Origin of the sequence: Streptantibioticus cattleyicolor NRRL 8057 = DSM 46488 (assembly GCF_000240165.1) — a bacterium.
GTDB classification, from domain to species: Bacteria; Actinomycetota; Actinomycetes; order Streptomycetales; family Streptomycetaceae; genus Streptantibioticus; species Streptantibioticus cattleyicolor.
Map to the genome: position 1 here is coordinate 3,485,820 of NC_017586.1, position 18,447 is coordinate 3,504,266.

An 18,447-nucleotide genomic window follows, 5' to 3' on the forward strand; every position below is an offset into this window, starting at 1 on the left:
ACACGCGTCGGCAGGGCCCCCACCGGGGTCCCGAAGCGGTTCGCCGCCCGCCCTCACACCTCCACGGAGGCGACCTCGGGGCGGTCGTGGCAGGTGAAGCCCAGGCGCGTCATGGCCCGCGTGACCTCGCCGGCGGTGAAGTCACGCGGGTCCTGCCGCGTGAGGACCTGGCCCACCTGCTTGACCGGGTAGCAGCGGCGGCCGATGGTCACGGACTCCCCCGTGACCGGTTCGGGCCTGACGCCCTTCATCGAGGCCAGCACCCCGGCCCTGCTCAGCTCGAACGGGTACCGGGCGATGACACAGCGCATGATGCCTCACAAGGGGAGAAGTCACGGGGAACAGCACGAGAAGACGGGTACGACCGGAAGCCGGCCGTACCCACCGCCGCCGGAGCGGGCGCCGGACGAGGGAAGCGATCCGCCGAGGACGTCCCGCCAAGGGACCCGGTCCCGACGGCCGTCACGGCCCCGGCAGGCCACCAGGGCTCCCGGGACCGCGCGGGACTCACGCGGCCGAGTCGTTCGGCCGCCGCTGCGCGCCGCGGCGCACCCCCGCGCCGGCGGGGCGTCCCCGGCCGGCGCGGCCCCGGGGGTTCCGGGACGGCGACGCTGCGCGGCGGGGACGTTCCGCGGCGGGCCCGGTGATGACCACCGGGACCCCGGAGGGCGCCTGGGCACCGGTGATGCGGCTCAGCTCCGCCTCGCCCGAGCGGACCGGGGTGATGCGCGGGGTGATGCCGGCCGAAGCCATCAGCCGGGTCATGTCGCGGCGCTGACGGGGGGTGACCAGGGTGACGACGCTGCCGGACTCCCCGGCGCGGGCCGTACGGCCGCCCCGGTGCAGGTAGTCCTTGTGGTCGCTGGGCGGATCCACGTTGACGACCAGGTCGAGGCTGTCGACGTGGATGCCGCGGGCGGCGACGTTGGTGGCCACCAGGACGGTGACGTGACCGTCCTTGAACTGCGCCAGGGTCCGGGTGCGTTGCGGCTGGGTCCGGCCGCCGTGCAGGGCCGCGGCGCGGACACCGCTGTTCAGCAGGTGCTTGGTCAGCCGGTCCACGGCGTGCTTGGTGTCCAGGAACATGATGACCCGGCCGTCCCGGGCCGCGATCTCCGTGGTCGTGCGGTCCTTGTCCGCGTCGTGCACATGGAGCACGTGGTGTTCCATCGTGGTGACGGCACCGGCCGACGGGTCGACGGAGTGGACCACCGGGTCGGTCAGGTAGCGGCGGACCAGCAGGTCGACGTTGCGGTCCAGGGTGGCCGAGAACAACAACCGCTGGCCGTCCGGGCGCACCTGGGCGAGCAGGGCGGTGACCTGGGGCATGAAGCCCATGTCGGTCATCTGGTCGGCCTCGTCGAGAACCGTGGTGGCGACGTCGGCGAGCAGGCAGTCGCCCCGGTCGATGAGGTCCTTGAGGCGGCCGGGCGTCGCGACGACCACCTCCGCGCCGCTCCGCAGCGCGCCGGCCTGCCTGCCGATGGACATCCCGCCGACGACGGTGGCGAGCCGCAGGCGCACGGAACGGGCGTACGGCGCCAGCGCGTCGGTGACCTGCTGGGCCAGCTCACGGGTGGGGACGAGGATCAGCGCCAGCGGCCGGCGGGGCTCGGCACGCCGTCCGGCGGTACGGGCCAGTACGGCGAGGCCGAAGGCGAGGGTCTTGCCCGACCCGGTGCGGCCCCGGCCGAGCACATCCCGTCCGGCCAGGGCGTTCGGCAAGGTCGCCGCCTGGATCGGGAACGGAACGGCCACCCCTTCATGGCCGAGCGTGGCCAGCAACGGGGCCGGCATGGCCAGATCGGCGAACGACTCGACAGCGGGCAGCGCGGGCGTGACCGTCTTCGGCAGGGCGAACTCGCCCCGCCCCGGCGGCCGGTTTCCGTGACCGGCGGAACGGCGCGGAACGCTGGAACGGTCGTACGCGCCATTGCCGCGGGCGCGGGTGGTACGGGTGCGGTTCATGCGGAACCTTCCTTGATGCGGGCTCGATGCGGGCGCGTATCAAGGGATTTCCGCAGCGGAACGAGCGGCGCAGGGAATCGCGAGAAACGGGCCGGAAACGACGGGGCGGAATCGCCCCGGGAATGAAGCGAGCTGGGGCCCGCACCCCAAGGTGCGGGCCCCAGCTGCGACGTGCGTATCAGTGCCGGTGCGTCAGGCAGGCACGATGTTCTCGGCCGTCGGGCCCTTCTGGCCCTGCGCGATGTCGAACGACACCTTCTGGCCTTCCATCAGCTCGCGGAAGCCCTGGGCAGCGATGTTCGAGTAGTGCGCGAAGACGTCGGCGCCGCCGCCGTCCTGCTCGATGAAGCCGAAGCCCTTTTCCGCGTTGAACCACTTCACGGTGCCACTAGCCATGTCATTTCTCCTTCGGGAGGCGGTGTCGAGAATTCGCTCCGTGCGAACCCTGAGTCGCCGTGATGATTACCCCGTCGGGAATGAACCTTCTGGCAACCACACCTGCAACTGACATCGACAGTAGCACGCTACGCTCGCCCCTGCACGGTCGGTAATTACACTCCGGCCACCGGCCGAGAAATACTCGCCGCCGCCCCGGCTGAAATCTCATTCGGCGAGAACAGATATTGCTCCCTGTGGGTGTGGATTTTCGGTGGCGCGACCGTCTGTCCGGCGGCCGCGGCGGTCTGTAGCGTCGGGGTCATGATCTCTGGTGACGACGGGGCCCCGAGCGGTGCGGCGGAGTTCACTGCGGAGACGGCGGGGGAATCCTTGCACGAGGCGTGCCGGGGTGCGGGCCTCGACTGCGGGGGCGCGAAGCTGCTGCGTCTGGGGTCCAACGCCGTGTACCGGCTGGCATCGTCTCCCGCCATCGTCCGGGTGGCGCGCGATCCGGACAGCGCCGCCGGGATGGAACGGGCGGTCCGGGTGGCGCGGTGGCTGGAGTCGGAGGGCTTCCCCGCCACGCGGGTTCTGCCCGGTGTCCGGCAGCCGGTGACCGCCGCCGGCCGGGTGGTCACCTTCTGGGAGAGCGCCCAGGACGCCGAGGAGTACGGCACCGTGAAGGAGCTGGCGGAGTTGCTGCGTCGGCTTCACCGGCTGGAGCAGCCGAAGTCCCTCGGGCTGCCGTACTTCGACCCTTTCGCCAAGGTGGGGACGTACTTCGCCGGGCTCGACGGAGTCGGTGACGAGAACCGCGCCTTCCTCGCCGAACGCGCGGCCGGGCTTGGCAAGGCATACGACCGGCTGGACTTCGTCCTCCCGTTCGGGCTGATCCACGGGGACGCCAACATAGGGAACCTGCTGCGCGACCGTGACGGACAGGCGATCCTGATCGATCTGGACGGCTTCGCCGTCGCCCCGCGTGAGTGGGATCTGATCCTGACGGCGATGTACTACGACCGGTACGGCTGGCACACCCGCACCGAGTACGAGGCGTTCGTCCATCACTACGGCTTCGACGTGATGAACTGGCCCGGCTATCCCGTTCTCGCCGACCTGCGCGAATTGATGATGGTGCTCTGGATGGGGCAGCAGGTTTCCACGGACACCAAGTCGGCGGAGGAGTTCGCCAGGCGGGTTACCGCGTTGCGTACCGGTGGCAGCCGAAAGGACTGGCGGCCGTTCTGAGCCGTCTAGCGCCGCATGCGCTTCTCGGTGGCGGCCCACAGCCGGTGGTCCGCCACCTGCTCGTGGAAGTCTCGGACAGCGGCGCAGTCGCCGACGGAATCGAGGTGGCCGCGGAACTCGGCGAGATACGCCACGCAGCGTGCCGACCGTAGCTGTTCGCCCAGGTCGAGGGCGTCCAGGGCCACGCGGCACGCTTCTTCGGGATCTTTGGCGTGCAGGTGGGCGTCGGCGAGCACCATGGTGGCGAAGAAGTCGCTGCGGACGTGGCTGCCGCTCATGGCGTTCTCGGCGTAGGCGACGGCCTGACGGGCGCTGCGCACGTCACGGAAGCAGTGGGCGGCTTCGGCGGCGAGTTCGGCCTCGTCGAAGTACGTGATCCACTCGGGTTCGTCGTCACTGTTGCGGCTCTCCAGGTGCTTGGCGGCCTGGGCGAGTGCCGCCTCGCATCCGCGCCGGTCTCCTGTACGGGCCAGGGCGCGGGCTTCCATGGCGTGGAACTGTGCGCGAAGGGTCGGGGTGGCCACCCCCGAGATACCCATGAGCGCGGCGCGGGCCAGCGTCGCGGCGTGGACGAACTCGCCGACGAAGGTGGCCTGATGGCTCATGGCCGACAGGATGCTTCCGGCGAGGCGGCGGTCGTTGCCGTCCTGGGCGAACCGGAGGGCTTGGAGGAAGTACCGCTGCGCGAGTCCGTGGTGGCAGGCGTCGTAGGACATCCAGCCGGCCAGGAGCGTGCACTCGGCCACGGTCGAGAACAGGGCCCGGCCCACCGACTCCGTGTACGTCCCTTTGAGCAGCGGCGCCACGTCCTGGCTGAGGTACTGGATGACCGACTGCCGTGCGTGCTCTCCCCCGAACCGGTCGTCGAGCTGGGCGAACATGTCGCTGGTCGACTTGACCACGGTCACATCACCAAGGCCGACACGTGGTGCCTCGGGGCCCCGCGCGGAGGGGAAGGACGCTTCCGGGGCGACCAGCCAGCGCAGTGACGCCTCGCTCCAGGCGTGCTCGGACGGTCCGGCCTCAAGCAGTGGTTCGTAGCCGTTGAGGTCGGCCCGCCACAACCGGTCCACACCGGCGATCGCCGTATCCGGGCTTGCCGGATAGCTGGTGTCCAGCAGTGCCGCGTCCTGCCCGGTCAGGTGCTTCAACCCGAGCGCGGCAGCGGTGAGTCCGAACGCCTCGCACAACAGCGGCCCGTAGAACTCCTCCGGTGCGCTGTGGCCGTTCTCCCAGCTCGCGATCCGGCGCTTCACGCTTGAATCGGCGGGCAGCGTCCGGCCGTGTCGTCCCGCGATGCGGCGCAGCTCGATGGCGAGCCTCGGCTGGCTCCAACCGCGTCTCTTGCGGGCGTCCCGTAGGAGGGTGCCGCACGACTGCGCGGGTTTCGTCGCGATCACCATCCGGACCACCGCCCGTAGTGCCCTTACGGATCCGAATGTACCGATCACCGTGAGGAGTTGGCGGGGATTCGCTTCTGATCAGATGCCGACGGGGGATGACGCGCCTGAGCGACGGTCGTCATCCCCCGTCATCTGTCGTCATCTGCCCAGGTCACAGGCGGGCGCTTGATTCTTGAAGCCCGACGGCCGACCGGGCTGTCGGGCAGTCGAGCGAGAGGGACGACATGCACAGGATGACGAGGCGGGGCGTCCAGTGGCTGTCCGCCGCCGCCGACGACCCGGAGGCGTGCCGCGCATGCTGGGCGGACGATCCGCGCCTGCCGTACCCGCTGGCAACCGGCACGTTCTTCGACGTGGTGGTGATCGACCAGCGTCTCGGGATAGAGACGTTCGGTCAACTCGACCGGCACAAGATGCCGGTGGGGCCGGTCTTCATGGACTGGGGCGCCACGTGCGTGGGCTTCTTCCTGCCCCACCGGTCCCGCGAGCGATTCGCCCGCTTCCTGGCGCGCGAGACGGACGACCCGCCCGAATACCGGTACCTGGACGAGGGTTCCTCCGTGGTCGTGCCGGGCCCGATGCCCATGCCGACAGACCGGCACCAGTGGCTTCGTGCCCCGATCGGACGACCGGAGGTCTCCCCGCTGCGCGCGGTCGCCCTGGCCGTGATGTCCGTGGCCGCCGCCGAGTTGATCGCCGCCGCCGACCGCTACGGCCGCGATCACCCCAACGTGGAAGCCGCCTACGCCGAGGAATGGAAGCGGGTGAACGGCCATGCACTCCGATGACGCACCCAGCGACACGGCCCACTGGTCCCCGCTGGAAACCAATGAGTGGTACGCGGCCCGCAACGCCACCACGACCCTCCGGGACGTCCTGACCGCGGCCGGCATGGCACGCGAATTCCCCTGCCTGCGCGCCGAACTGAACGCCTTCGGGCAAGGGCTGATCGAACTGGGCCGGGTATCCCCATCGACCGCCGAACGCCTGGCGGAACTGCTGCGCCGGGCAATTGCCTGCATCCGCGACCCGCATGACACGGCGGACGGCTGCGGCCGCACGACCGACTGACGCAGGCACACGGGCTGAACAACGTGACCGATCCACGCACTCCGATCCGGCGGGTGATTCACCAGCTCCACGACCTCCGCACGCTGCTGAACCCGCACCGCACCTACCTGCCCGTGCGCGACTACCTGGAGCGCTTCGACGAGGCCGTCAGGTTCAGAATGCTGTTGCTCGCCGACATCGTCACGTCGTCCCGGGGAGGTACGCCGGTATGAGGCCCACACCTGCCGATCCGGCCGCTCGGAACGCCTACCTCGCCGAGGGCAACGCGACGCAGGCACGCAAGCGCGTCGCCGCCGACGTCCTGCTGCGTGATCCGAACGGTCGGGTGCTGCTGGTCAGACCGACGTACAAGCCCGGATGGGACCTGCCGGGCGGGATGGCCGAGGCCAACGAACCGCCGCATGACGCGGCGACACGCGAGCTGAGGGAGGAGCTCGGCCTCGCCGTGACGCTCCGAGACGTGCTGGTCATCGACTGGGTCGCTCCCCATGGGCCCTGGGACGACCAGATCTCCTTCATCTTCGATGCCGGCACCCTCGGCGAGGACCAGGCAGCCGGCATACGACCGCGTGACGACGAAGTCGCCGAGGTGGCTTTCCTCTTCCCGGAACGAGCCGGTGAACTCCTGCCGTCACGGCTACGCGACCGCTTCCATGCCGCGTTGCGGGCCCTGGCGGACGGACGCCCGAGGTACCTGCACGATGCGCAGCCGATCCGGTGAGCCCGGCCTGACGCCCAACGTGGCCAGACAACACACAAGGCCCAGGTCAACGACCTGGGCCTTCGCTATGGAGCGGGTGACGGGAATCGAACCCGCGCTCTGAGCTTGGGAAGCTCATGTTCTACCATTAAACTACACCCGCGGAATCGACGACGCCCCTGGAGGCGTCGCGTTGTCGCTCACTGTACCTCATGCGGAGCCCCCGGTGCATGCGCCGGGGGCGTTGGTGTGGGTGGGGGAAGGGCGGGGCGGGAGGGGGGTGTTGGGGGTGGTGGGGCGTACGGTGGGGGACGCGCCTTCCGGGGTCCGTGAGGGTGGTGTGGATCATCCCCTAATGTGGCTTTTGTCGTTGACGTGGATGGGTGGTCGACGACGGACCTCGTGGGCGGAGAGAAGGGGAGCGATGGAGCGCACCGTCGTTCGTTGTGCCGATGGGCATCTGTTCAGCACCACTGTGTTCCCGTTGCAGCGGTTGGGCGCCGAGCGGCTCGGGCCCGGGCGGTTGATCCGGTGCCCGCGTTGCGCGCGGCTGCGGCATGCCGTGCCGGTCCAGGGGGCCGGGCAGGCGCACGGGTAGCGAGGAGTGCGGAAGGGCGCGGGTGCCGTCCCGGGATCGGGGCGGGCCCGCGGTTCCCGTCGCGCCACGTATCCTCGACACGTGCTTCTCTCTGACAAGGACATCCGGGCCGAGATCGATTCCGGGCGGGTCAGGATCGACCCGTTCGACGAGTCGATGATCCAGCCGTCCAGCATCGACGTGCGACTCGACCGCTTCTTCCGGGTGTTCGAGAACCACCGTTACCCCCACATCGACCCCGCCGTCGAGCAGCCCGATCTGACGCGGCTGGTCGAGCCGGACGGGGACGACGCGTTCATCCTGCACCCGGGCGAGTTCGTGCTCGCCTCCACCTACGAGGTGATCTCGCTCCCCGAGGACGTGGCCTCGCGACTGGAGGGCAAGAGCTCGCTGGGCCGGCTCGGGCTGCTGACCCACTCGACGGCCGGCTTCATCGACCCCGGGTTCTCCGGACACGTCACGCTGGAGCTGTCCAACGTGGCCACCCTGCCGATCAAGCTGTGGCCCGGGATGAAGATCGGGCAGCTGTGCCTGTTCCGGCTGACCTCGGCGGCCGAGTTCCCGTACGGCTCCGGGCGGTACGGCTCCCGCTACCAGGGGCAGCGCGGGCCGACGCCGTCCCGTTCCTACCTCAACTTCCACCGCACCGAGGTGTGACCCCGCGCGCCAGGGCCCCGCACCGAGGTCTTCGCACCACGTGACCGACAGGAACCACCACACCGCCATGACCACTGCCGCCGAAGACCGGGAAAACCTGACCTACCCCCTGTTCGGGCAGGCGGTGCGCGAGCTCGCGCAGACCGTCGCCGACGACGGGTTCGAACCGGACATCATCCTGTCCATCGCCCGTGGCGGCCTGTTCGTGGCCGGCGCGCTCGGCTACGCGCTGGACGTGAAGAACCTGCACGTGATGAATGTCGAGTTCTACGCCGGGGTCGGGGAGACGCTCGACATGCCGGTGATGCTGCCGCCGGTGCCCAACGTGGTGGACCTCAGCGAGAAGAAGGTGCTGGTCGCCGACGACGTCGCCGACACCGGCAAGACGCTCAAGCTGGTGCACGACTTCTGCGCCGGGCACGTGGCCGACGTTCGGTGCGCGGTGATCTACGAGAAGCCGCAGTCGCTGGTGAAGTGCGAGTACGTCTGGAAGCGCACCGACCGGTGGATCAACTTCCCGTGGTCGGTCGAGCCGCCGGTGGTGCGCCGCGCGGGCCAGGTGCTCGACGCCTGAGCGGGGTCCCGCGGACCAACGCGGTGGGGCCGGGTCGGAGATCTCCGACCCGGCCCCACCGCGTTCGCGGCACCGTCGCCTACAGCACCGGCAGCTTGAAGAGCACCAGCAGCGCCACCAGTTGAACCGAGGCCGCGCCCAGTGCCTTGGGCCACGGCAGGTCGTGCGACCGGCTGACCATCGAGGTCAGCAGCGCGCCGCAGGCCAGCCAGGTGAGCCAGCCGAGGACCTGGACGAAGCCGTTGGCACCGCCGAGGAAGACGGCGAACACCAGCCGCGGGGCGTCGGTGAGCGAGGTGATCAGCATGGCCAGCCCGATGGTGGGCGCCCAGCCGCCGTCACCGCCGAACTGGCGGGCCAGCGCGTGCGTGACCGCACCGGTCATCAACGCGCTCATCACCACGGCGACCGCGGTGATCACCACCCACGGGATGCTGTTGGAGAACGCCGAGTCGAGCACGTCCTTGCGGGCGCTGTCGAAGCCGAAGACGGCCAGCATCCCGTAGACGAACGTGACGATCAGCGCCGGGCCCCACATCTGGTGGTCGCGCATCTGCCAGAAGGTGCGCCCCGGGCGCAGCACGATGCCGGCCAGCAGCTCCCGCCAGCGCAGCCTGGGGCCGGCCGGCGGGGCGCTGGTCTGGCCCGCGCGGTAGGTGGCCACCTGGCCGTCGTCGTACCCGGGGCCGTGGGCGTCCCCGTACCCCGCCGGCGGGTAGCCGGGGGCCTCGTCGACGGCGAAGGTACGGGTGTGGCCCGCGGCGTCGTCGTAGCGGGGATCGCGGCCGTAGCCGGCGGGGGCGCCGAAGTACTCCGGCTCGCCGACCGGGCCTGGCGGCGGCATGACGGGCGCGGCAGGGCGCTGCCCGGGGTACGGCGGCTGCCCGCCGTCGTTCTGCTGCGCGGAACGTCCGCCTGCGGCGCGTCCGCGTCCGATCCTGAATCCAGCCACGTCCTCGAAACTACCCGCTGCCGGGGCGCGGTACGGCGGGGCCCGGGGCTCGGGGCCGGTTTGCCGCCAAGCTGTGACACGCCCGGGCGAACCACCACGAGCGCCCCCGGGGACGCCGACGGCCGGTGCCCCCCTGACCTTCGGGCACCGGCCGCCGTGTTCACGGGTGGGTCACTTCGCCGGTTCGGGCTCCGGCTCGACCGCCGTCTCGGGGTCCCCGGCCGGGTCGGCGGGGGTCTTGACGGACTCCAGCAGCAGCTGGGCGACGTCGACGACCTGGATCGACTCCTTGGCCTTGCCTTCGTTCTTCTTGCCGTTGACCGAGTCGGTCAGCATGACGAGGCAGAACGGGCAGGCGGTGGAGACGATGTCGGGGTTGAGCGAGAGGGCCTCGTCGACGCGCTCGTTGTTGATGCGCTTGCCGATGCGCTCCTCCATCCACATCCGGGCGCCGCCGGCGCCGCAGCAGAAGCCGCGTTCCTTGTGGCGGTGCATCTCCTCGTTGCGCAGGCCGGGCACCTTGGCGATGATCTCGCGCGGCGGGGTGTAGACCTTGTTGTGGCGGCCGAGGTAGCACGGGTCGTGGTAGGTGATCAGGCCCTCGACGGGGGTGACCGGGATCAGCTTGCCCTCGTCGACCAGGTGCTGGAGCAGCTGGGTGTGGTGGATGACCTCGTACTCGCCGCCGAGCTGCGGGTACTCGTTGGCGATGGTGTTGAAGCAGTGCGGGCAGGTGGCGACGATCTTCTTCGCCGCCTTCGGCTTCCTGGTCGACTCGTCCTCGTCGTCCTCGCCGAAGGCCATGTTGAGCATGGCGACGTTCTCGGCGCCGAGCTGCTGGAAGAGGAACTCGTTGCCCAGGCGGCGGGCGGAGTCGCCGGTGCAGTTCTCCTCGCCGCCCATGATGGCGAACTTCACGCCCGCGATGTGCAGGAGTTCGGCGAAGGCCTTGGTGGTCTTCTTGGCCCGGTCCTCCAGGGCGCCGGCGCAGCCGACCCAGTACAGGTACTCGACCTCGGTGAGGTCCTCGACGTCCTCGCCGACGACCGGCACCTCGAAGTCGACCTCCTTGACCCACGCCAGGCGCTGCTTCTTCGGCAGGCCCCAGGGGTTCCCCTTCTTCTCCAGGTTCTTGAGCATCGTGCCCGCCTCGGACGGGAACGAGGACTCGATCATGACCTGGTAGCGGCGCATGTCGATGATGTGGTCGACGTGCTCGATGTCGACCGGGCACTGCTCGACGCAGGCGCCGCAGGTGGTGCAGGACCACAGGACGTCGGGGTCGATGACGCCGTTCTCCTCGGCGGTGCCGATCAGCGGGCGCTCGGCCTCGGCCAGCGCCGCGGCGGGCACCTGGGCGAGCTGCTCCTCGCTCGCCTTCTCCTCGCCCTCCGCCGACTTGCCGCCGCCGGCCAGCAGGTACGGGGCCTTGGCGTGGGCGTGGTCGCGCAGCGACATGATCAGCAGCTTGGGCGAGAGCGGCTTGCCGGTGTTCCACGCCGGGCACTGCGACTGGCAACGGCCGCACTCGGTGCAGGTGGAGAAGTCGAGGATGCCCTTCCAGGAGAAGTGCTCGACCTGGGAGACGCCGAACTGGTCGTCCTCGCCCGGGTCCTCGAAGTCGATCGGCTTGCCGCCGGAGGTCATCGGCTGGAGGGCGCCGAGGGAGGTCCCACCGTCCGCGTCGCGCTTGAACCAGATGTTCGGGAACGCCAGGAAGCGGTGCCAGGCCACGCCCATGTCGGTCTTCAGGGCGACCGTGATCATCCAGATGAAGGAGGTCGCGATCTTCAGGCCGGCGAAGAAGTAGGTGAGGTTGTGGAGCGTGGCGACGCTCATGCCCTTCAGCCACGCGACGACCGGGTACGAGATGAAGAAGGATGCCTCGTAGCCGTTCACGTGGTGCTGGGCGCCCTCCAGGGCGTGCAGCATGAAGATGCAGACGCCGACGATGAGGATGACGGCCTCGACGAAGTACGCCTGGCCGAAGTTGGAGCCGGCGAAGCGGGACTTGCGGCCCGGGGCGCGCGGGTGGCTCAGCTGCCGGATGACGATCAGGACGAGGATGCCGATCGTCGTCATCGTGCCGAGGAACTCGACGAAGACGTTGTACGGCGCCCAGTCGCCGATGACCGGCAGGAGCCAGTCGGCCTTGAACAGCTGCCCGATGGCGTTGACGATCGTCAGCAGCAGGGAGAAGAAGCCCACGGCCACGAACCAGTGCGCCACACCGACGACGCCCCAGCGGTTCATCCGGGTGTGGCCGAGGAACTCCCTGGCCACGGTGACGGTGCGCTGGACGGGGTCGTTGGTCCGGGTCCCGGCGGGGACCGGCTGGCCGAGCCGCATGAACTGGTAGATCTGGAGGAGAGCGCGGCCGAACAGTGCCACGCCGACCACGATCAGGACCAGCGACACGATGATCGCGGCGAGTTGCATGGGGGCTCCTCGGGCCTGCGAGAGCGGAGGCTCACTAACGATTACTAAGCAGTAACTTATGTGGTCTTCCGAGATTACCCGTTATCCACAGCCTCATACAGCCGGGACGGCGGTGATCTGTGTCGCTGGCAGGAGGGTGACAGGGGGCCCGGCCGGCGGGGAGGAGGGGGGTGGCGGACCGGCCCGGGGCGTACTTATGCGTTTCTTACTCGCAGACAAGTTGAGTCGGCCGGACTCATGTCAGTTGACGCCCTCCGGATCGTCCGGCACTCTTGAGTCAGTTCCACTCAAGTTGGCTGGAGGATCTAACCATGGCACGTGCGGTCGGCATCGACCTGGGCACGACGAACTCCGTCGTCAGTGTTCTCGAAGGCGGTGAGCCCACCGTCATCACCAACGCCGAGGGCGCCAGGACCACGCCGTCCGTCGTCGCCTTCGCCAAGAACGGTGAGGTGCTCGTCGGCGAGGTCGCCAAGCGCCAGGCGGTCACCAACGTCGAGCGCACCATCCGGTCGGTCAAGCGCCACATGGGCACCGACTGGAAGATCGGCATCGACGACAAGAACTTCAACCCGCAGCAGATCAGCGCGTTCATCCTGCAGAAGCTGAAGCGGGACGCCGAGGCGTACCTGGGTGAGAAGGTCACCGACGCGGTGATCACCGTCCCGGCCTACTTCAACGACTCCGAGCGCCAGGCCACCAAGGAGGCCGGTGAGATCGCGGGCCTCAACGTCCTGCGCATCGTCAACGAGCCGACCGCCGCCGCCCTCGCCTACGGCCTGGAGAAGGACGACCAGACCATCCTCGTCTTCGACCTCGGCGGCGGCACCTTCGACGTGTCGCTGCTGGAGATCGGCGACGGCGTGGTCGAGGTGAAGGCCACCAACGGTGACAACCACCTCGGTGGTGACGACTGGGACCAGCGCATCGTCGACTACCTGGTCAAGCAGTTCCAGTCCGGGCACGGTGTCGACCTGTCCAAGGACAAGATGGCCCTCCAGCGGCTGCGCGAGGCCGCCGAGAAGGCGAAGATCGAGCTGTCCTCGTCCTCCGAGACCTCGATCAACCTGCCGTACATCACCGCCTCCGCCGAGGGGCCGCTGCACCTGGACGAGAAGCTCACCCGCTCGCAGTTCCAGCAGCTCACCGCGGACCTGCTGGAGCGGTGCAAGGTGCCGTTCCACAACGTGATCAAGGACGCGGGCATCCAGCTCTCCGAGATCGACCACGTGGTGCTGGTCGGCGGCTCCACCCGGATGCCGGCCGTGGCCGAGCTGGTCCGCGAGCTGACCGGCGGCAAGGACCCCAACAAGGGCGTCAACCCGGACGAGGTCGTGGCCATCGGCGCCTCGCTCCAGGCCGGTGTCCTCAAGGGCGAGGTCAAGGACGTCCTGCTGCTCGACGTCACCCCGCTGTCCCTGGGCATCGAGACCAAGGGCGGCATCATGACCAAGCTGATCGAGCGCAACACCACGATCCCGACCAAGCGCTCGGAGATCTTCACCACCGCCGAGGACAACCAGCCGTCGGTGCAGATCCAGGTCTACCAGGGCGAGCGCGAGATCGCCGCGTACAACAAGAAGCTCGGCATGTTCGAGCTGACCGGCCTGCCGCCGGCGCCGCGCGGCGTCCCGCAGGTCGAGGTCACCTTCGACATCGACGCCAACGGCATCATGCACGTCTCCGCCAAGGACCTCGGCACCGGCAAGGAGCAGCGCATGACGGTCACCGGCGGCTCGGCGCTGCCCAAGGACGACATCGACCGCATGATGCGCGAGGCCGAGCAGTACGCGGAGGAGGACCACAAGCGCCGCGAGGCCGCCGAGACCCGCAACCAGGCCGAGCAGCTGGTCTACCAGACCGAGAAGTTCCTCAAGGACAACGAGGACAAGGTGCCCGCCGAGGTCAAGACCGAGGTCGAGGCCGCGGTCGCCGACCTGAAGGAGAAGCTCAAGGGCGAGGACACCGCCGCGATCCGCGAGGCCACCGAGAAGGTCGCCGCGGTCAGCCAGAAGGTCGGCCAGGCGATGTACGCCGACAGCCAGGCCGCGGGTGCCGCCGCCGGTGCCGGTGCGGCCGGCGGTGAGAAGGTCAACATGTCCAAGGACGACGACGTGGTGGACGCCGAGATCGTCGACGAGGACAAGAAGGATGGTGCCGCGTGACGGAGGAGTCGCAGGGCTTCGCCCAGGAGCCCTCTGACGTCCCCGCCGACGCCGAGGCCGCCGCTGCCGACGACGCGGCGCAGGCCGCCGGACCCGCCGACCAGGCGGGCCCGGCGGCCCCGGCCGAGGGGTCGGGCGGAGGACGGGACAAGGAGCTGGAGACGGTCCGCGGGCAGCTCGCCGAGCGCACCGCCGATCTGCAGCGCCTCCAGGCCGAGTACCAGAACTACCGGCGCCGGGTGGAGCGGGACCGGGTGTCGGTCCGCGAGGTCGCCGTCGCCAACCTGCTCGGCGAACTGCTGCCGGTGCTCGACGACATCGGCCGCGCCCGGGACCACGGCGAGCTGGTCGGCGGCTTCAAGTCGGTCGGCGAGTCGCTGGAGACGGTCGTCGCCAAGCTGGGGCTGCAGCAGTTCGGCAAGGAGGGCGAGCCCTTCGACCCGCTGGTGCACGAGGCGCTGATGCACAGCTACTCGCCGGACGTCACCGAGACCACGTGCGTGCAGATCCTGCAGCCGGGGTACCGGATCGGCGAACGCACCATCCGGCCCGCCCGGGTCGCGGTCGCCGAGCCGCAGCCGGGCAGCCAGCCGAAGGAGTCGGCCAAGGAGGCCGCGGAGAAGTCGCCGGACGGCAAGCCGGGGGACGAGGAGAACGGTGGCCCGGAGCAGGGCTGACGCGGGGCGGCCGGCGCTCGTCGGAGGAGAGGAGGGACGCCGGGGATGAGCACCAAGGACTTCCTGGAGAAGGACTACTACAAGGTCCTCGGCGTGCCCAAGGACGCCACCGAGGCCGAGATCAAGAAGGCGTACCGCAAGCTGGCCCGGGAGAACCACCCGGACGCCAACAAGGGCGACGCCAAGGCGGAGGAGCGCTTCAAGGAGATCTCCGAGGCCGCGGACGTCCTGTCGGACGCCAAGCGCCGCAAGGAGTACGACGACGCGCGGGCGCTCTTCGGCAACGGAGGCTTCCGTGGTCCGGGCGGCGCCGGCGGTCCGGGCGGCTTCAACTTCGACCTCGGTGACCTGTTCGGCGGGGGCGGCCAGGGGGGCGGCGGCTTCGGCGGCGGCCTCGGGGACGTCTTCGGCGGGCTCTTCGGCGGCCGGGGCGGGCCCACCCGTACCCAGCCGCGGCGCGGCCAGGACATCGAGACCGAGGTGACGCTGAGCTTCACCGAGGCGGTGCACGGCGAGACGGTCCCGGTGCGGCTGTCCAGCCAGTCGCCGTGCAAGGCGTGTTCGGGCACCGGCGACAAGAACGGCACGCCGCGGGTGTGCCCGACCTGCGTCGGCACCGGACAGGTCTCGCGCGGTGGCGGTGGCGGCTTCTCGCTGACCGATCCGTGCGTGGACTGCAAGGGGCGCGGGCTCATCGCCCAGGACCCGTGCGAGGTGTGCAAGGGCAGCGGGCGCGCCCGCAGTTCGCGCACCATGCAGGCGCGGATCCCGGCCGGGGTCACCGACGGCCAGCGGGTCCGGCTGCGCGGCAAGGGCGCCCCGGGCGAACGCGGCGGCCCGGCCGGCGACCTCTACGTGGTCGTGCACGTCCAGCCCCACCCGGTCTTCGGCCGCCGGGGCGACAACCTCACGGTCACCGTGCCGGTCACCTTCCCGGAGGCCGCGCTCGGCGGGGAGATCAAGGTGCCCACCCTCGGCGGGCCCCCGGTCACCCTGCGGCTGCCCCCGGGCACCCCCAACGGGCGTACGCTGCGCGCCCGCGGCAAGGGCGCCACCCGCAAGGACGGCACTCGCGGAGACCTGCTGGTCACCGTCGAGGTCCAGGTACCGTCGGACGTCGAGGGCAAGGCGCTCGACGCACTGGAGGCGTATCGCGAGGCGACCGCGGACCTCGATCCGCGGGCGGAGCTGTTCAAGGCCGCGAAGGGAGCATGAGATGGACGGCCGGGGCGCACGACGCAACCCGTACGAGCTGACGGACGAATCGCCGGTGTACGTGATCTCGGTGGCGGCCCAGCTCTCCGGGCTGCATCCGCAGACGCTGCGTCAGTACGACCGCCTCGGTCTGGTCTCCCCCGACCGTACCGCCGGCCGGGGCCGCCGCTACTCGGCCCGGGACATCCAACTCCTGCGCCAGGTCCAGCAGTTGAGCCAGGACGAGGGGATCAACCTCGCCGGGATCAAGCGCATCATCGAGCTGGAGAACCAGGTCGCCGCGCTCCAGGCGCGGATCGCCGAGCTGGAGGCCACGCTGGACGGCGCCGCCGCGGCCATGCGCCAGCGGGAGGCCGCGGTGCACGCCTCGTACCGCCGTGACCTCGTGCCCTACCAGGACGTGCAGCAGACCAGCGCGCTGGTGGTGTGGCGGCCCAAGCGTTCCGAGTGACGCCCGCCACCGACGCGCAGGGACGTTTCACCGCGGGTCCGGCATCCGTCACGGGTGCCGGACCCGCGGTGTCTCGGGGGACGTTCATTCCGGTGGCCACAGTGCGGAGCGCAGTTCGCGGGCCCAGAACAGGTCGGCGGCGCGGGCCAGCCGGGTCTCGGGGGCGTACAGCTCGAACAGGTGCCAGGCGCCGGGCAGGTTGCGCGTGGTGACCGCGACGCCGGCGTCCATCAGGCGGCGGGCGTGGTCCAGGGCCTCGTCCCGGGCCGGGTCGAGGTCGCACACCAGCAGCGAGGTGGCGGGCAGGCCGGTCAGGTCGGCGGCGCGGGCCGGGGCGGCGTAGGCGTCCGGGGCGGCGCCGTCCAGGTAGTGGTCCCAGACGGCGCGTACCGTCGCGGAGTTGAACAGCCGCGGATCGGTGGCATGGCGGGCGGAGTCGGTGGCCTGCCGGTCGTCGAGTAGCGGGATGCGCAGCGCCTGGTGGGCCAGGGCGGGGCCGCCCCGGTCGCGGGCCATCAGGGCCACCGCGGCGCTCAGGCAGGCGCCCGCGGACTTGCCGGTGACCGCGATCCGCGCCGGGTCGACGCCGAGGAAGGCGGCGTTGCCGGCCACCCAGCGCAGCGCCAGGTAGCAGTCGTCGACCCCGGCCGGGTACGGGTGCTCGGGGGCGAGGCGGTATTCCACCGCGACGGCGACCGCCCCCACCTCCTGACAGATCATCAGGGCGATGCGGTCCTGACCGGGGCGGGAGCGCCCGTAGGCGAAGGCGCCGCTGTGGAAGTGGAGCACCGCGGGCAGCGGCGGCCCGGCGGGACCGGCCGGCGGGCGGTAGACCTCCAGGGTGAGCGGGGTGCCGTCGCCGCGCCGCACGATGAGGCGTTCGGTGCGCACCCCCGGCACGCGGGGCAGCGGCCGGGCGGTCTGGGCGGCGAGGAACCGGGCCCGGGTGACCTCGATGTCGGGGAAGTCGGCGGGGCGTTCGGGCAGGACGTCGAGGACGGGGGCGAGTTCGGGGTGGACCGGGAGGAGTTGGTGCACGGTGGCCTCACAAACCCGCGGGCCGGGGTGGCTGCCGGTAGACGGCGGGGTGTCACGGGCGCGGACGCGGTGGCCCCTGCGGCGGCGGCTCGCGGGACCGCCGGATCGCCCGGGGTCCGCCCGTTCGGCTCCGGTGGCCGTCAGGGGCGCCGGTGCGGGTACGGCGGGGTGCGCCCGCCGGGGCCGGGGTGCCGTGGCGTTCGCCGTGCCGACGGCGCGTCCGGCCGGCGTGGGCGGACCGGTGCCGTACGCCCCCGCGCCGCACGCTCCCCGACGGCACGCAAGGGCGGACCTGCCGGGTTGGTACCCCGCCCGGCGGCCCCGCACGCGTGCGGGAGGGTCAGCGGACGGGTGAACGCAGGTTGCCCAGGGCGGAGGTGAGGGCGATCTCGATGACGACGCGGTCGGGGTTGACGCGCGGCGGGCGGTAGCGCTCGGCGTACCGGCGTTCGGCCTCGGCCACCGCGGCCGGGTCGGCGTTGACGGTGGCGACCCCCTCCAGGGTGGCCCACCGCGCCCGGTCGACCTGGCAGACGGCGACCCGGGCCCCGTCCGGCCCGGCCGCGAGCACGTTGCGCACCTTGGTGCTCGACTTGGCGGCGATCACCCGGGCGAGGCCGGCGTCTGGGTCGTAGGTGACGCCCACCGGGACGACGTGCGGGGTGCCGTCCGGTCGGGGCGTGGTGAGGGTGCACAGGTGGTACTCGCGCCAGAACGCCAGGTACTCGGGGGAGGGCCGCAACGGATCGATCGCCATGCTCCGACCGTACCGGGCGGCCGGGGCGGGGGCCGCCCTCCCCCGGGGCCCCTCTCTGGGGGGTCCTTCGCCAGGTCCCTCTCCCGGATAAAGGTTGAGCGGAATAGACTCAACTTGTCTTACGCTGAATGTGGCAGGACAGCAGGAGACCCACCG

At 70.7% G+C, this 18,447-nt stretch carries 19 protein-coding genes and 1 tRNA gene; 11 read left to right on the plus strand and 9 right to left on the minus strand.

The genetic code is table 11. The features are described from left to right. Window positions 1–53 precede the first annotated feature (53 nt). The 3 genes from SCATT_RS15480 to SCATT_RS15490 all read right to left on the minus strand — a co-directional run bounded on the left by SCATT_RS15480 (window position 54) and on the right by SCATT_RS15490 (window position 2,364). A complete protein-coding gene (locus tag SCATT_RS15480) occupies window positions 54–311 on the minus strand; it encodes an SCO5918 family protein (protein ID WP_014144023.1) in 258 nt (85 codons plus the stop codon). A gap of 196 nt (window positions 312–507) precedes the next feature. Further along, window positions 508–1,968 carry a DEAD/DEAH box helicase gene (locus SCATT_RS15485; protein WP_014144024.1) on the minus strand — a complete coding sequence of 487 codons (1,461 nt, stop codon included), beginning with the start codon at window positions 1,966–1,968 and terminating at the stop codon, window positions 508–510. Window positions 1,969–2,160: 192 nt separating this feature from the next. After that, complete coding sequence (locus SCATT_RS15490) at window positions 2,161–2,364, minus strand: cold-shock protein (RefSeq protein WP_014144025.1); 204 nt, start codon at window positions 2,362–2,364, stop codon at window positions 2,161–2,163. A gap of 303 nt (window positions 2,365–2,667) precedes the next feature. On the opposite strand from SCATT_RS15490, the gene SCATT_RS15495 reads away from it, so the two are divergent. Beyond that, the gene (locus SCATT_RS15495; RefSeq protein WP_014144026.1) at window positions 2,668–3,594 is read left to right on the plus strand and encodes a phosphotransferase family protein; all 927 of its coding nucleotides are present in this window, start codon (window positions 2,668–2,670) and stop codon (window positions 3,592–3,594) included. A 5-nt stretch (window positions 3,595–3,599) separates the two neighbouring features. Here SCATT_RS15495 and SCATT_RS15500 read toward each other — a convergent pair whose 3' ends face one another. Continuing rightward, window positions 3,600–4,997 carry a helix-turn-helix domain-containing protein gene (locus tag SCATT_RS15500; RefSeq protein WP_014144027.1) on the minus strand — a complete coding sequence of 466 codons (1,398 nt, stop codon included), beginning with the start codon at window positions 4,995–4,997 and terminating at the stop codon, window positions 3,600–3,602. Window positions 4,998–5,230: 233 nt separating this feature from the next. Here SCATT_RS15500 and SCATT_RS15505 point away from each other — a divergent pair, with 233 nt between their 5' ends. Genes SCATT_RS15505 through SCATT_RS15520 form a run of 4 tightly spaced genes read left to right on the plus strand, consistent with a single transcriptional unit; the run spans window position 5,231 to window position 6,789 of the window. Next, window positions 5,231–5,785, plus strand: a complete 555-nt coding sequence (locus tag SCATT_RS15505) for a bifunctional DNA primase/polymerase (protein WP_322972941.1) — start codon at window positions 5,231–5,233, stop codon at window positions 5,783–5,785. Then, window positions 5,772–6,068: a hypothetical protein gene (locus SCATT_RS15510; protein ID WP_014144029.1), complete on the plus strand. Its 297-nt coding sequence runs from the start codon at window positions 5,772–5,774 to the stop codon at window positions 6,066–6,068. Before SCATT_RS15505 ends, SCATT_RS15510 begins: the two co-directional genes overlap by 14 nt. A gap of 53 nt (window positions 6,069–6,121) precedes the next feature. Next, window positions 6,122–6,280 carry a hypothetical protein gene (locus SCATT_RS15515; protein WP_231905097.1) on the plus strand — a complete coding sequence of 53 codons (159 nt, stop codon included), beginning with the start codon at window positions 6,122–6,124 and terminating at the stop codon, window positions 6,278–6,280. Then, window positions 6,277–6,789 carry an NUDIX domain-containing protein gene (locus tag SCATT_RS15520; protein WP_014144031.1) on the plus strand — a complete coding sequence of 171 codons (513 nt, stop codon included), beginning with the start codon at window positions 6,277–6,279 and terminating at the stop codon, window positions 6,787–6,789. The genes SCATT_RS15515 and SCATT_RS15520 overlap by 4 nt, the downstream gene beginning before the upstream one ends. 68 nt (window positions 6,790–6,857) lie before the next feature. Here SCATT_RS15520 and SCATT_RS15525 read toward each other — a convergent pair. Beyond that, a tRNA-Gly gene (locus tag SCATT_RS15525) sits at window positions 6,858–6,931 on the minus strand. 516 nt (window positions 6,932–7,447) lie between these two features. Here SCATT_RS15525 and dcd point away from each other — a divergent pair. Beyond that, window positions 7,448–8,023, plus strand: coding sequence for a dCTP deaminase (gene dcd, locus SCATT_RS15530; RefSeq protein WP_014144033.1), 576 nt, complete (start codon window positions 7,448–7,450; stop codon window positions 8,021–8,023). Between the two features lie 67 nt (window positions 8,024–8,090). Then, entirely contained in the window at window positions 8,091–8,597 is a 507-nt protein-coding gene (locus SCATT_RS15535) for a phosphoribosyltransferase (RefSeq protein WP_014144034.1), read from the plus strand. 79 nt (window positions 8,598–8,676) lie between these two features. Here SCATT_RS15535 and SCATT_RS15540 read toward each other — a convergent pair whose 3' ends face one another. Beyond that, on the minus strand, window positions 8,677–9,549 hold the full coding sequence (locus SCATT_RS15540) for a Yip1 family protein (RefSeq protein WP_014628143.1): 873 nt from the start codon (window positions 9,547–9,549) through the stop codon (window positions 8,677–8,679). Between the two features lie 171 nt (window positions 9,550–9,720). After that, entirely contained in the window at window positions 9,721–11,988 is a 2,268-nt protein-coding gene (locus SCATT_RS15545; RefSeq protein ID WP_014144036.1) for a (Fe-S)-binding protein, read from the minus strand. 311 nt (window positions 11,989–12,299) lie between these two features. Between SCATT_RS15545 and dnaK the strand changes: the two genes are divergently transcribed. Genes dnaK through SCATT_RS15565 form a run of 4 tightly spaced genes read left to right on the plus strand, consistent with a single transcriptional unit; the run spans window position 12,300 to window position 16,496 of the window. Next, entirely contained in the window at window positions 12,300–14,153 is a 1,854-nt protein-coding gene (gene dnaK / locus SCATT_RS15550) for a molecular chaperone DnaK (RefSeq protein WP_014144038.1), read from the plus strand. After that, window positions 14,150–14,830 carry a nucleotide exchange factor GrpE gene (grpE, locus tag SCATT_RS15555; protein WP_014144039.1) on the plus strand — a complete coding sequence of 227 codons (681 nt, stop codon included), beginning with the start codon at window positions 14,150–14,152 and terminating at the stop codon, window positions 14,828–14,830. The genes dnaK and grpE overlap by 4 nt, the downstream gene beginning before the upstream one ends. A 45-nt stretch (window positions 14,831–14,875) precedes the next feature. Continuing rightward, window positions 14,876–16,045, plus strand: coding sequence for a molecular chaperone DnaJ (dnaJ, locus tag SCATT_RS15560; RefSeq protein WP_014144040.1), 1,170 nt, complete (start codon window positions 14,876–14,878; stop codon window positions 16,043–16,045). 1 nt (window position 16,046) lies between these two features. Further along, window positions 16,047–16,496: a heat shock protein transcriptional repressor HspR gene (locus SCATT_RS15565; RefSeq protein WP_014144041.1), complete on the plus strand. Its 450-nt coding sequence runs from the start codon at window positions 16,047–16,049 to the stop codon at window positions 16,494–16,496. An 84-nt stretch (window positions 16,497–16,580) separates the two neighbouring features. On the opposite strand, the gene SCATT_RS15570 is transcribed toward SCATT_RS15565, so the two are convergent. Then, entirely contained in the window at window positions 16,581–17,534 is a 954-nt protein-coding gene (locus tag SCATT_RS15570) for an alpha/beta hydrolase (RefSeq protein WP_014144042.1), read from the minus strand. A 340-nt stretch (window positions 17,535–17,874) separates the two neighbouring features. Continuing rightward, window positions 17,875–18,291, minus strand: coding sequence for a pyridoxamine 5'-phosphate oxidase family protein (locus SCATT_RS15580; protein ID WP_014144043.1), 417 nt, complete (start codon window positions 18,289–18,291; stop codon window positions 17,875–17,877). Window positions 18,292–18,447: the final 156 nt, after the last annotated feature.